At 63.5% G+C, this 13,326-nt stretch carries 13 protein-coding genes; 8 read left to right on the forward strand and 5 right to left on the reverse strand.

Features of this window, described 5'->3' with window-relative positions:
• Positions 1–95: 95 nt before the first annotated feature.
• The 3 genes from PRtIB026_RS19870 to PRtIB026_RS19880 all read right to left on the reverse strand — a co-directional run bounded on the left by PRtIB026_RS19870 (position 96) and on the right by PRtIB026_RS19880 (position 1,901).
• Entirely contained in the window at positions 96–791 is a 696-nt protein-coding gene (locus PRtIB026_RS19870) for a glutathione S-transferase N-terminal domain-containing protein (RefSeq protein ID WP_203652047.1), read from the reverse strand.
• 30 nt (positions 792–821) lie between these two features.
• Entirely contained in the window at positions 822–1,337 is a 516-nt protein-coding gene (locus PRtIB026_RS19875) for a GNAT family N-acetyltransferase (RefSeq protein ID WP_203652046.1), read from the reverse strand.
• Between the two features lie 66 nt (positions 1,338–1,403).
• On the reverse strand, positions 1,404–1,901 hold the full coding sequence (locus PRtIB026_RS19880; protein WP_203652045.1) for a PaaI family thioesterase: 498 nt from the start codon (positions 1,899–1,901) through the stop codon (positions 1,404–1,406).
• 214 nt (positions 1,902–2,115) lie between these two features.
• Here PRtIB026_RS19880 and PRtIB026_RS19885 point away from each other — a divergent pair, with 214 nt between their 5' ends.
• Positions 2,116–3,366, forward strand: a complete 1,251-nt coding sequence (locus tag PRtIB026_RS19885; RefSeq protein ID WP_203652044.1) for an aspartate aminotransferase family protein — start codon at positions 2,116–2,118, stop codon at positions 3,364–3,366.
• 3 nt (positions 3,367–3,369) lie between these two features.
• Here PRtIB026_RS19885 and PRtIB026_RS19890 read toward each other — a convergent pair whose 3' ends face one another.
• Positions 3,370–3,672: a hypothetical protein gene (locus tag PRtIB026_RS19890; protein ID WP_110738050.1), complete on the reverse strand. Its 303-nt coding sequence runs from the start codon at positions 3,670–3,672 to the stop codon at positions 3,370–3,372.
• 230 nt (positions 3,673–3,902) lie between these two features.
• Here PRtIB026_RS19890 and PRtIB026_RS19895 point away from each other — a divergent pair, with 230 nt between their 5' ends.
• Both PRtIB026_RS19895 and fusA read left to right on the forward strand, forming a co-directional pair.
• Positions 3,903–4,331, forward strand: a complete 429-nt coding sequence (locus PRtIB026_RS19895) for a hypothetical protein (protein ID WP_203652043.1) — start codon at positions 3,903–3,905, stop codon at positions 4,329–4,331.
• Between the two features lie 67 nt (positions 4,332–4,398).
• On the forward strand, positions 4,399–6,513 hold the full coding sequence (fusA, locus tag PRtIB026_RS19900) for an elongation factor G (protein ID WP_203652042.1): 2,115 nt from the start codon (positions 4,399–4,401) through the stop codon (positions 6,511–6,513).
• 141 nt (positions 6,514–6,654) lie between these two features.
• Here the strand turns inward: fusA and PRtIB026_RS19905 are convergent, their stop codons facing one another.
• A complete protein-coding gene (locus PRtIB026_RS19905) occupies positions 6,655–8,097 on the reverse strand; it encodes a SulP family inorganic anion transporter (RefSeq protein ID WP_203652040.1) in 1,443 nt (480 codons plus the stop codon).
• 227 nt (positions 8,098–8,324) lie between these two features.
• Between PRtIB026_RS19905 and PRtIB026_RS19910 the strand changes: the two genes are divergently transcribed.
• The 5 genes from PRtIB026_RS19910 to PRtIB026_RS19930 all read left to right on the forward strand — a co-directional run bounded on the left by PRtIB026_RS19910 (position 8,325) and on the right by PRtIB026_RS19930 (position 13,319).
• Entirely contained in the window at positions 8,325–9,089 is a 765-nt protein-coding gene (locus tag PRtIB026_RS19910; RefSeq protein ID WP_177330852.1) for a secretin N-terminal domain-containing protein, read from the forward strand.
• A 494-nt stretch (positions 9,090–9,583) separates the two neighbouring features.
• Positions 9,584–10,909 carry an isocitrate lyase gene (aceA, locus tag PRtIB026_RS19915; RefSeq protein WP_203652037.1) on the forward strand — a complete coding sequence of 442 codons (1,326 nt, stop codon included), beginning with the start codon at positions 9,584–9,586 and terminating at the stop codon, positions 10,907–10,909.
• Positions 10,910–11,173: 264 nt separating this feature from the next.
• Positions 11,174–11,836, forward strand: a complete 663-nt coding sequence (locus PRtIB026_RS19920; RefSeq protein WP_203652035.1) for a lysoplasmalogenase — start codon at positions 11,174–11,176, stop codon at positions 11,834–11,836.
• 382 nt (positions 11,837–12,218) lie between these two features.
• Positions 12,219–12,632 carry an NADH-quinone oxidoreductase subunit A gene (locus PRtIB026_RS19925; RefSeq protein WP_028692461.1) on the forward strand — a complete coding sequence of 138 codons (414 nt, stop codon included), beginning with the start codon at positions 12,219–12,221 and terminating at the stop codon, positions 12,630–12,632.
• Between the two features lie 9 nt (positions 12,633–12,641).
• The gene (locus tag PRtIB026_RS19930; RefSeq protein WP_008096180.1) at positions 12,642–13,319 is read left to right on the forward strand and encodes a NuoB/complex I 20 kDa subunit family protein; all 678 of its coding nucleotides are present in this window, start codon (positions 12,642–12,644) and stop codon (positions 13,317–13,319) included.
• Positions 13,320–13,326 lie beyond the last annotated feature (7 nt).

Raw genomic sequence — 13,326 nt, forward strand, 5'->3', positions numbered from 1 at the left:
AAACATCACCAGCGTGGGAGCGGGCTTGACCCGCGATAGCGATACTGAATTTTCCGACGCTATCGCGGGGCAAGCCCGCTCCCACAGATCCCCTGTCAGGCCGGGATCTTCAAACCGCGCTGGACCGCCGGGCGCTCGACGAACTTCGCCAGTACCCGCTGAACTTCCTTGAACTCATCGAACCCCACCAACTCGCGCGCGTTGTAGCGCTCCACCAGGTTGCGCACCCAAGGGAAGATGGCGATATCGGCAATGCTGTACGCACCGACCATCCACTCGCGCCCCTGCAGATGGCGATCGAGCACGCCCAGCAGGCGCTTGGACTCATTGACGTAGCGATCCCGGGGCCGCTTGTCCTCGTACTCCTTGCCGGCGAATAAGTGGAAGAACCCCACCTGGCCGAACATCGGCCCGATGCCGCCCATCTGGAACATCAGCCACTGCAGGGTCTGGTAGCGCTGGGCAGGATCCTGGCTGAGCAACTGCCCGCTCTTCTCGGCCAGGTACTGCAGAATCGCCCCCGACTCGAACAACGGCAGCGGCTGGCCACCAGGGCCATCGGGGTCGAGGATTGCCGGAATCTTGTTGTTGGCGCTCAGGGAGATGAACTCGGGGCTCAGCTGGTCGTCGTTGTCGAAGCTGACCTTGTGCACCTCGTAGGGCAGGCCGATCTCCTCGAGCATGATCGAGACCTTGACGCCGTTGGGCGTGGCCAGCGAATACAGTTGCAGGCGCTCGGGATACCGGGCCGGCCATTTGCGGGTGATGGGGAATGCACAAAGATCGGTCATGTTCGCGCCCTGAAGGTTGGGGGATTCAATTTAAAGACTGTCGGGCGTCCTGACCATCACCCAGTCTCGGTGCCGCTCGTCACCGCAGGGAAAGATCGCCTCGCCCACCTTGCGAAAACCATTGCGCTCGTAGAAACGGATGGCCTTGGCGTTGAGTTCGTTGACGGTCAGGCGAACCGGGCCACAGGTGTGGGACAAGATAGACTCGAGCAGCGACTGCGCGGCGCCTGTGCCGTGGGCGACGGGCAGCACATAGCAGCGGGAAATCTCCACCAGCTGATCGGCCGCGGCGATCCCCAGCTCACCGGGCGCCAGGTCGAGCATGCTGTAGCCCAGCACCTGGCCGTCCTGCTCGACCACCAGCAGGCGCTTGTGCGGGTGGCACAGGTGCGCCTGGAAATGCTCGGGCTGCAGGTTGTGGGTGATGTAATGCTGCTGCGCCGCCGGGGCACTGTCGGGCGGGCTGGCCAGGGCGAAGGTGGCCTGGCCGATATGGCTCAGGACTGCGCAATCGTCCCTGCGGGCCGGGCGGATCTGGTAGGGCATGGCAACATCCTGTCGGGCATCCGGATCACCCTCGACAATGCCAGCCCCTCCCAACCGGCGCAAGGTTCAGGCGTCGCCGTGAGCCTGGCGCTTGAGCTTCTCGGTATCGACCCGGACAAACACCGAGTCAGCGGTGACGGTCAGCACATCACCGGCCCAGACCTCGCAGATCACCCGGCTCTTGCGCCCCACCTCACCCTCGACCCGCGCCTTGAGCTGCAGCTCGACGCCCATCGGCGTGGGCTTGAGGTAGGTCAGGCTGAGCTGGCCGGTAACGCAGTCGATACGCGGCAGGCTGCCGGGCTCGCGGCCTTCGGCCCGATAGTGGTGGGCCATCGCGGTCCAGTTGGAATGGCAATCGACCAGCATGGCCAGCAGGCCGCCGTAGACCAGGCCGGGCCAGCCGATGAAGGTCGGATCAGGGGAATGACGGCACAGCAGGTGGACGCCGTCGTCATCCCAGTGACTCTGCACGTGCAGGCCGCTGGGGTGGGAACAACCGCAGCCATAGCAGGTGCCATCAGGGGCGGCGAGTTGCTGCAGGGAAAGGGCTTGCTCGGTCATGTGCGTCCTTGGCTTGTTGGATTTGGGAAGGAGGCTGGCTGCCGATGGTAGCGCCCTGCCCGTTCCACGCCAATGAGCGTGTCCCGGGATAATGTCAAAGACAACCCATCAAATTCAGGAAGAAAACGAATGACGGCAATCGAATAATTCGTTTGCGGGATATATCCCCGCCACGCTTGGATACGACCTGACTCGAACAACAGGCCGCGTGCAGATGAATCAGGAAAGTATCAGCCAGTCCATCGCCATCGTTCACCCGATCACTCTTTCCCACGGCCGCAACGCCGAAGTCTGGGACACCGCCGGCAAGCGCTACATCGACTTCGTCGGCGGTATCGGCGTGCTCAACCTGGGCCACTGCAACCCGGCGGTGGTCGAGGCCATCCAGCAGCAGGCCGCGCGTCTGACCCATTACGCCTTCAACGCAGCGCCCCACGGCCCCTACCTGGAGCTGATGGAGCGCCTGCGCCAGTTCGTCCCGGTCAGCTACCCGCTGGCGGGCATGCTCACCAACAGCGGCGCGGAAGCGGCGGAGAACGCCCTCAAGGTCGCCCGCGGCGCCACCGGCAAGCGCGCCATCGTCGCCTTCGACGGCGGTTTCCACGGCCGTACCCTGGCCACCCTCAACCTCAACGGCAAGGTCGCCCCGTACAAGCAGCGGGTCGGTGAACTGCCCGGTCCGGTCTACCACCTGCCCTACCCCAGCGCGGACACCGGGGTGAGCTGCGAGCAGGCGCTCAAGGCCATGGAGCGCCTGTTCGGCGTGGAACTGGCGATGGAGGACGTGGCGGCGTTCATCTTCGAGCCGGTGCAGGGCGAAGGCGGCTTTCTCGCCCTCGACCCCGCCTTCGCCCAGACCCTGCGCCGCTTCTGCGACGAGCACGGGATCCTGATCATCATCGACGAGATCCAGTCCGGTTTCGGCCGCACCGGCCAGCGCTTCGCCTTCCCCCGGCTGGGCATCGAGCCGGACCTGTTGCTGCTGGCCAAGAGCATTGCCGGCGGCATGCCGCTGGGCGCGGTAGTCGGGCGGCAGGCGATCATGGGCGCGCTGCCCAAGGGCGGGCTGGGCGGGACCTATTCGGGCAATCCGATCGCCTGCGCGGCGGCGCTGGCAAGCCTGGCGCAGATGACCGACGCCAATATCGCCACCTGGGGCGAACGGCAGGAACAGGCCATCGTGGCGCGCCATGCGCGCTGGAAAGCGTCGGGAATGTGCGCAGCGCTCGGGCGCCTGACCGGCACCGGGGCCATGCGCGGGCTGGAATTCGTCAACCCGGACGGCAGCCCGGCACCGGCGCAACTGGCCAAACTGCTGGAGGCAGCGCGCAGCAAGGGGTTGTTGCTGATGCCCAGCGGCAAGGCGCGGCACATCATCCGCCTGTTGGCACCGCTGACCATCGAGCCTGAGGTGCTCGAGGAAGGCCTGGATATCCTCGAGCAGTGCCTGATGGAGCTGGACTGAGGGTTACAGGCCCAGTTCTTCAGGAGTGGGCATGTCGCACTCGAAGGCGATCCAGCCGCCTTCGAGCTCGGCGTGGCCGTTGACGATCAGGCCGTAGTAGGTCAGGCCATTCTCCAAGGTGACGCAGATGTGCGTGGCGCCTTTTTCGGGGGCCGCGAGCGTGCCGACGAAATGCACTTTCTTCAGCACCTCGGTCACCGCCTCAAGGCCCACGCGCATGTTGGTGTTCTCCGAGGCCTCGGTATCGCCCCCACGGTCTTCGGCGCTGATGGTCACGGTGGCGGTGTACGGGTACTTGGTGCTCAAGCGGGGTTACCTCAACAGGTGTATTAGGCGTATGGGCGCGTAGAGTACGGCAGGCGGCCCTTGTTGTCTCTAATGACCTCTTCGCGGGTAAACCCGCTCCCACAGGGATTTTCACATTGCCTGTGGGAGCGGGTTTACCCGCGAAGAGGCCAGGCCTGCAAAAGGTGATCTGAAGGGCCCGATCTGTTAGGGTGCCCGGCGATGCACGCCACACCACGCGAGGATACCGAGTGAGCGCCGAACAACCCCTGATCGCCGACCTGTTCGAGGTCGACAAACGCCTGACCCTCAAGCCCGTCGTGGACTTCAACGCCTACCTGCGCAACGCTTTCGGCGACGGCCCCTGCCGCTGCCACCGCTGCGTCGAGGGCAATGGCGACGAGAGCGGCTACGAGCACCGTCACAGCTTCGAACTGGAAGGCCGCACCCTGCACCGGCGCTTCGCCAGCACCGCCGGCAGCGACGTGCTGATGGCGCTGAAGAAGGCCTGGCTGTCGTATACCAAGGCCGAGCTGATCACCGTCGGCACCCTGGACATGGCCACCCTCAAGTCGTTCACCGAGGCCGCCCTGCACGAGCGCCTGCTGGCCCTGCTGCCGGCCAGCGGCCTGGCCCGCGAAAACGATGGCCAGTGGCAGTTGCAGGTGCTCGCCGACTGACGGTCGCCCCGGCAGGATTCTCCCGCTCTGCTACCTTGGGAGAATCCTCACCCACAGGTGACCGACCATGGCCCGCACGACCCCCATCGAGCTGTACCGCAACATCGGTATCGTTGCCCACGTGGATGCCGGCAAGACCACCACCACCGAGCGGATCCTGTTCTACACCGGGGTCAACCACAAGATGGGCGAGGTGCACGACGGCGCCGCGACCATGGACTGGATGGCCCAGGAGCAGGAGCGCGGCATCACCATCACCTCGGCGGCCACCACGGCCTTCTGGCAAGGCTCGACCAAGCAGTTCGAGCACAAGTACCGCTTCAACATCATCGACACCCCCGGCCACGTCGACTTCACCATCGAGGTCGAGCGCTCGCTGCGCGTGCTCGATGGCGCGGTGGTGGTGTTCAGCGGCGCCGACGGCGTCGAGCCGCAGTCCGAGACCGTATGGCGCCAGGCCAACAAGTACCATGTGCCGCGCCTGGCCTACATCAACAAGATGGACCGCCAGGGCGCCGACTTCCTGCGGGTGGTGAAGCAGATCGACCAGCGCCTGGGCCACCATCCGGTGCCGATCCAGCTGGCCATCGGCAGCGAGGAGCACTTCATCGGCCAGATCGACCTGGTGAAGATGAAGGCCATCTACTGGAACGACGCCGACCAGGGCACCAGCTACCGTGAAGAAGCGATCCCCGCCGAGCTGCAGGACCTGGCCGACGAATGGCGCGCCCATATGATCGAAGCTGCGGCCGATGCCAGTGAAGCGCTGACCCTGAAGTTCCTCGACGGCGAGGAGTTCACCACCGAGGAAATCAAGGCCGCCCTGCGCAAGCGCACCATTGCCAACGAGATCGTGCCGACCATCCTCGGCTCGTCGTTCAAGAACAAGGGCGTGCCGCTGATGCTCGACGCGGTGATCGACTACCTGCCCGCCCCCAGCGAGATCCCGGCGATCAAGGGCACCGATCCGGACGACGAAGAGAAGCACCTGGAACGCCACGCCGACGACAAGGAACCCTTCTCGGCCCTGGCCTTCAAGATCGCCACCGACCCGTTCGTCGGCACCCTGACCTTCGCCCGGGTGTATTCCGGTGTGCTCAGCTCCGGCAACGCCGTGCTCAATTCGGTCAAAGGCAAGAAGGAACGCATCGGCCGCATGGTGCAGATGCACGCCAACCAGCGCGCCGAGATCAAGGACGTATGCGCCGGCGACATCGCCGCGCTGATCGGCATGAAGGACGTCACCACCGGCGACACCCTGTGCGACATGGACAAGCCGATCATCCTCGAGCGCATGGACTTCCCCGACCCGGTGATCTCGGTGGCAGTGGAGCCCAAGACCAAGGGCGACCAGGAGAAGATGGGCATCGCCCTGGGCAAGCTGGCCCAGGAGGACCCGTCGTTCCGGGTCAAGACCGACGAGGAGACCGGCCAGACCATCATCTCCGGCATGGGTGAGCTGCACCTGGACATCATTGTCGACCGTATGAAGCGGGAGTTTGGCGTCGAGGCCAATATCGGCAAGCCGCAGGTGGCGTACCGCGAGAAGATCCGCAACACCTGCGAAATCGAAGGCCGCTTCGTCCGCCAGTCCGGTGGCCGTGGCCAGTACGGGCACTGCTGGATTCGCTTCGCCCCGGGCGACGAAGGTAAGGAAGGCCTGGAGTTCATCAACGAAGTCGTCGGTGGCGTGGTGCCACGGGAATATATCCCGGCAATCCAGAAAGGCATCGAGGAGCAGATGAAGAACGGCGTGCTCGCCGGCTATCCGCTGATCAACCTCAAGGCGGCGGTGTTCGACGGTTCCTACCACGACGTCGACTCCAACGAGATGGCCTACAAGATCGCCGCGTCCATGGCCACCAAGCAGCTGTCGCACAAAGGCGGCGCGGTGCTGCTGGAGCCGGTGATGAAGGTCGAGGTGGTGACGCCCGAGGAGTATCAGGGCGACATCCTCGGCGACCTGAGCCGCCGCCGGGGGATGATCCAGGACGGCGACGAGACTCCGGCCGGCAAGGTGATCCGTGCCGAGGTGCCGCTGGGCGAGATGTTCGGCTACGCCACCTCGATGCGCTCGATGACCCAGGGTCGGGCCAGTTTCTCGATGGAGTTCACCCGCTATGCCGAAGCACCTGCGAGCATTGCCGATGCCATCGTGAAGAAGAATCGCGGCGAGTCGTAGGGAGCACGCCCTCTGTAGGAGCGGCCTTGCGCCGCGAAAGGGTCGCGAAGCGGCCCCAGGATTTCAGTGTTGGGCAAAGATCGCCGGGGCCGCCTTGCGGCCCTTTCGCGGCGCAAGGCCGCTCCTACAGGTATCGTGCCTTCAGTGTTGCTCACCCGCCCGCTTAAGCAGCTTCTTGCAGCGCTCCGACAGGTGCACCACCCGCAACTGCTTGCCGGCCTTGGCATACCGCTCGCGCAAGGTCTGCAACGCAGCTATCGCCGAATAATCGACAAAGCTCAAATGCTGGCAGTCCAAGGTCACCCTGGCCGGATCATTGGCCGGATCGAACTGGTTGAGAAACGGCGTGGTCGAGGCAAAGAACAGCGTGCCATGCACCTGGTAATGCTTGCTGCCCTCACCATCCAAATGGCTGTCGGCGTACAGCTCCCGCGCATGCTGCCAGGCGAAGTTGATCGCCGCGATGACGATACCGAACATCACCGCCATGGCCAGGTCGGTGAACACTGTGACCACGGTCACCGCGATGATCGCCAGCACATCGCTGACCGGCACCTTGTGCAGCACCCGCAGCGAGGCCCAGGCGAAGGTCTGCTGGGCCACCACGAACATCACCCCCACCAGCGCGGCCAGCGGAATGCGCTCGATCAGCGGCGACAGGAACAGGATGAACAGCAGGATCATAACCCCGGCCACCACGCCCGACAGGCGTCCACGGCCATTGGAGCTGAGGTTGATCACGGTCTGGCCGATCATCGCGCAGCCGCCCATGCCGCCGCACAGGCCCGAGACCATGTTGGCCGCGCCCAGGGCCACGCATTCGCGGTCCGGATAGCCGCGGCTCTCGGTGATCTCGTCGGTGAGGTTGAGGGTCAGCAGGGTTTCCAGCAGACCGACCATGGCCATCAGGAATGCGTAAGGCGCGATGATCTTCAGGGTCTCGAGGTTCCAGGGCACCTCCGGCAGGGCCAGGTGCGGCAGGCCGCCGGCGATATGGGCCATGTCGCCAAGGGTGCGGGTCGGCAGGTCGAGCAGGTAGACCAGCAGGCCGACGCCGAGGATCGCCACCAGCGCCGGCGGCACGGCCCGGGTCAGCTTCGGCAGGAGGTAGACCACCAGCATGGTCAGCGCCACCAGGCCGATCATCAGGTACAGGGGCGTCCCGCCAAGCCAGTGCTCGCCGTCCTTGAAGTGCTCCAGCTGGGCCAGGGCGATGACGATGGCCAGGCCGTTGACGAAGCCGAGCATCACCGGGTAAGGCACCAGGCGCACCAGCTTGCCCAGGCGCAACGCGCCGAACAGGATCATCACCACCCCGCCGAGCAGCACCGTGGCCAGCAAGTACTGGGCGCCGTGCTGCACCACCAGGGCGACGATCACCACCGCCATGGAACCGGCGGCGCCGGAGATCATGCCGGGACGGCCACCGAACAAGGCCGTCAGGGTGCAGATGATGAAGGCGCCGTACAGCCCCATCAACGGGTTGAGGTGCGCCACCAGGGCGAAGGCGATGCACTCCGGCACCAGGGCGAAGGAAGTGGTGAGGCCGGCGAGCAGGTCGGCGCGAAGTCGGGCGGGTTTCATGGAGGTCCTGTACAGACAGCAATGGCAGCACACATTACCTGTGGGAGCGGGTTTACCCGCGAATGCGATGGTGCATACCCTGACGCATTCGCGGGTAAACCCGCTCCCACAAGACATGCGTTGCCTTTTGGGAGCGAGACTGGAAATCGAGGGGCGCGATGGTACGAAATTTGTCTGACAGCAGCCACCGTCAATCCGCACGGCAAGTTGCACGCAAATTTGCCATCATGTCCATTCCACCCGCGGAGATCATGGACATGCCGCTACGCCCCCTGCTCGCCTCCCTGCTGCTGGCCGCCAGCCTTACCGCCCAGGCCGCCACCGAGGTCATCCCCCTGCAACACCGCAGCAGCGCCGAACTGCTGCCTGCCGCCCAGTCGTTCCTGGGCAAGGACGGCAGCGTCAGCACCTTCGAGGACAAGCTGATCGTCAACGCCAGCCAGGAACGCATCGACGACCTGCGCGCCCTGCTGCAACAGCTCGACACCGCGCCCAAACGCCTGCTGATCAGCGTCGACAACAACGACAGCAACTTCCAGGACAACCGCGGCAACGCCCGCGTGATCCGCTACGGCACCGCCAACCGCGAAGGCGGCATGCAGCAGGTGCAGGCCAGCGACGGCCAGCCGGCACTGATCCAGGTGGGCCAGAGCATCCCCGTCACCAGCACCGCCACCGACGGTTACGGGCGCATCCAGAGCAACACCGAATACCGCAATGTCACCCAGGGTTTCTACGTCACCCCGCGCCTGAGCGGCGACACGGTTCGTCTGCAAATCAGCACCAATAATGATCGAATGAGCCAGGAACGTGCCGATGTAGTGAAAGTGCAGAGCACCGACACGACCGTCACCGGCAAGCTCGGCGAGTGGATCACCCTGGCCGGGTTCAACCAGCAGAGCCAATCCGAACGCAGCGCGTCAAGCCTCAGTTACAGCACCCAGCGCGGTGAAAACATGACTTTGCGGGTGAAAGTCGACCTTCTCGACTGAACCCAGGCAATTCAAGGCCTCGACCAAAGGCCTTGAAACTGACCACCAAGTCGCATTAGACCAAAGATGTAGTAAGCCGGAAAAAGCACTACAAAACATTTGACAGGCTCTTTTCGGCAAGGGCATGATGGCCTCGCTCCCGCTAATCAGAGGCCCTGGCAAGGGTCTTCGAGGTGCGCTCCTCCCACCGTGGAGGCACCTCGTGTCCATACGGCCCACAAGGCGGTTCGACGGGATTGCGACTGCAACGAAGAAGTTGTCCCGAGGGACGGAAGCGCATCACCGCAGTTCTGGCAATCGCGTCGCACCGCAGCAAGGCAACCACGAGCCGACCTGCAGGGCACACCTTCGCCTGGCCTGCACAACCCTTCCCCTTCGAGCCTCCTGCGTTCGCCGCCGCACTCCCCCGGACAGGACAGCCGCCTGGCTTCTGATCCGCGTATCCGAGCATCAGCACAATTACACTCAAGATCGATGCGACGAGGTTTATTTCCATGGCACTGACACGCGAACAGCAAATTGCAGCCCTCGAGAAAGACTGGGCCGAAAACCCGCGCTGGAAAGGCGTGACCCGTACCTACACCGCCGCTGATGTCGTTCGCCTGCGTGGCTCGCTGCAGCCAGAGCACACCTTTGCTCGCCAAGGCGCAGAAAAACTGTGGAAGCTGGTCACCCAAGGTGCCCACCCGTCCTTCCGCCCAGAAAAAGATTTCGTCAACTGCATGGGTGCCCTGACCGGTGGCCAGGCAGTGCAGCAGGTAAAAGCCGGCATCCAGGCCATCTACCTGTCCGGCTGGCAGGTTGCCGCCGACAACAACTCGGCCGAGTCGATGTACCCCGACCAGTCGCTGTACCCGGTCGACTCGGTACCGACCGTGGTCAAGCGCATCAACAACTCGTTCCGTCGCGCCGACCAGATCCAGTGGAAAGCCGGCAAGAACCCGGGCGACGAAGGCTACATCGACTACTTCGCACCGATCGTGGCTGACGCCGAAGCCGGTTTCGGCGGTGTGCTGAACGCCTACGAGCTGATGAAGAACATGATCGAAGCAGGCGCCGCCGGCGTGCACTTCGAAGACCAGCTGGCCTCGGTCAAGAAATGCGGCCACATGGGCGGCAAGGTACTGGTACCGACCCAGGAAGCCGTACAGAAGCTGGTGGCTGCCCGCCTGGCCGCTGACGTTGCCGGTGTACCGACCATCATCCTGGCCCGTACCGACGCCAACGCCGCCGACCTGCTGACCAGCGACTGCGACCCGTACGACCAGCCGTTCGTGATCGGCGAGCGTACCCGTGAAGGCTTCTACAAAGTCCGTGCCGGCCTCGACCAGGCCATCTCCCGCGGCCTGGCCTACGCGCCGTATGCCGACCTGATCTGGTGCGAAACCGCCAAGCCGGACCTGGATGAAGCCCGCCGCTTCGCCGAGGCGATCAAGAAGGAATACCCGGACCAGATCCTGTCGTACAACTGCTCGCCTTCCTTCAACTGGAAGAAGAACCTGGACGACGCCACCATCGCCAAGTTCCAGCGCGAGCTGTCGGCCATGGGCTACAAGCACCAGTTCATCACCCTGGCCGGCATCCACAACATGTGGCACGGCATGTTCAACCTGGCGCACGACTACGCCCGCAACGACATGACCGCCTACGTGAAGCTGCAGGAGCAGGAATTCGCCGACGCGAGCAAAGGCTACACCTTCGTCGCGCACCAGCAGGAAGTGGGCACTGGCTACTTCGACGACATGACCACCGTGATCCAGGGTGGCGCATCGTCGGTGACCGCACTGACCGGTTCGACCGAGGAAGAGCAGTTCCACTGAGTGCAGTGAGCTGTTGAACAAGGCCCGGGATTCGCGAGGATCCCGGGCCTTGTTCATTTTCAGGCCAAGCCCAGCTCCTCTGTAGGAGCGGCCTTGTGCCGCGAAAGGGCTGCGCAGCAGCCCCGGCGATTTTGCATGATGTAGAGATCGCGGGGCCGCTTCGCGCCCCTTTCGCGGCACAAGGCCGCTCCTACAGGGACCGCATTACCAGCAAAACCCAGGATCAGGTCTAAGCTTGTGGCTACCCCACAGCAAGGACTGCCCATGCCCCGCCCTGGCCACCTGCTTACCCTCGCCGTCGCAGCCGCCGCCTTCTATCTATACGCGCTGGCCAGCGACAACGCCCTGCTCGGCCTGCTGGTCAAACCCATTCCGGTGCTCGCACTGATTGCCTGGCTGAGCACCACCCCCGCCACACCCTATCGCCGCTGGATCATCCTCGGCCTGGCCTTCTCGGTGCTCGGCGACATACTCCTGGCGATCCCCCGAGACCTGTTCGTGTTCGGCCTTGGGGCATTCCTCTGCGCGCACCTGGCCTACCTGCGCGGCTACTGCAGCCTCACGCGACGCCCGGCCTACCCGGCCCTGGCCTGCGCCGTGCTGATCGGCGGTTCGCTGTTCGGCCTGCTCGCCGGCCATGGCCTGGGCCCACTGCTGATTCCAGTGGCGCTCTACGCCCTGACCATCGGCGCCATGCTCTGGCGCGCCCTGGCCTGTGGTGGCCTGGCCGCGCTGGGCGCCTGTGCATTTGTATTCTCCGACAGCCTGATCGGCATCGACCGCTTCGTCAGCCCATTCGCCACCGCCGAGCACCTGATCATCCTCTTCTACTGGCTCGGCCAGTGGCTGATCGCCGCGTCGGTAAGCCGCGACACAAGCGACAAAGTATTGACCCAGAGCGGTGCGAGCAATGCCAGAAGCTGCTAGAACGAGAGTTTTTCGCATTTGCAAGAGGGGGCGCTCGGCAGATGAACTTTGCAAGGCCCAAAACAGCTAAAACATTACAGCTCAGGTTAAATGATATTAATTATCATTACGCAACTAGCCTGTCGTTACGCGGGGTAAGAAACATAATTAACAAATCCGCGTGCAATGCCCGAAACTCAAGGCTTTCAGCCAGTTACGAAAGATTTTTGTTCTTAAACCTACGAATAAATTTGCAACGGAAATTTTACTTGCACTGGGTTTACCCATAAAATCAGCGCGATTGATTCAGCTGCGACATTTGGTCACTGCGTCTGCGACACCACGTCGCCGCTCTACTTTATTTCAGACTGCAGAGCTGGGTCTCTGTATAAGGATTTCTAGCATGTCCGATTCGGCAGGACTCATCGCCCACAACTGGGGCTTTGCCATCTTCCTCCTGGGTGTCGTCGGCCTGTGTGCCTTCATGCTCGGCCTGTCCAGCCTGCTCGGTAGCAAGGCCTGGGGTCGCGCCAAGAACGAACCCTTCGAATCCGGCATGCTGCCCGTCGGCAGCGCCCGCCTGCGCCTGTCCGCCAAATTCTATCTGGTCGCGATGCTGTTCGTGATCTTCGATATCGAAGCCCTCTTCCTGTATGCATGGTCTGTGTCCGTCCGCGAAAGCGGCTGGACCGGATTCGTCGAAGCTCTCATTTTCATAGCAATTCTGTTGGCAGGTCTTGTCTACCTATGGCGCGTCGGGGCGCTCGATTGGGCTCCCGAAGGTCGCCGCAAGCGGCAAGCGAAGCTGAAACAATGAGGCTTTGGCATGCAATACAATCTCACCAGAATCGATCCGGACGCACCCAACGAGCAGTATCCGGTCGGTGAGCGGGAAACCGTCACCGATCAACTGCTGGAAGACCAGGTCCACAAGAACATCTACATGGGGAAACTCGAAGATGTGCTGCGTGGCGCGGTCAACTGGGGTCGCAAGAACTCCCTCTGGCCGTACAACTTCGGCCTTTCCTGCTGCTACGTGGAAATGACCACGGCCTTCACGGCGCCCCACGACATCGCCCGCTTCGGTGCCGAAGTCATCCGGGCCTCGCCGCGCCAGGCCGACTTCATGGTCATCGCCGGTACCTGCTTCGTCAAGATGGCGCCGATCATCCAGCGCCTGTACGAGCAGATGCTCGAGCCCAAGTGGGTCATCTCCATGGGTTCGTGCGCCAACTCCGGCGGCATGTACGACATCTACTCGGTCGTTCAGGGGGTCGACAAGTTCCTCCCCGTGGACGTCTATGTGCCTGGCTGCCCGCCGCGCCCCGAGGCATTCCTGCAAGGCCTGATGCTGCTGCAGGAGTCGATCGGCCAAGAACGACGCCCGCTTTCCTGGGTGGTTGGTGATCAAGGCATCTACCGTGCCGAGATGCCCGCCCAGAAAGACCTGCGTCGCGAACAGCGCATTGCGGTAACCAACCTGCGCAGCCCCGACGAAGTCTGATCCAGCG

This window comes from Pseudomonas sp. RtIB026 (genome assembly GCF_016861355.2).
In the GTDB taxonomy this organism is placed as follows: Bacteria; Pseudomonadota; Gammaproteobacteria; order Pseudomonadales; family Pseudomonadaceae; genus Aquipseudomonas; species Aquipseudomonas peradeniyensis.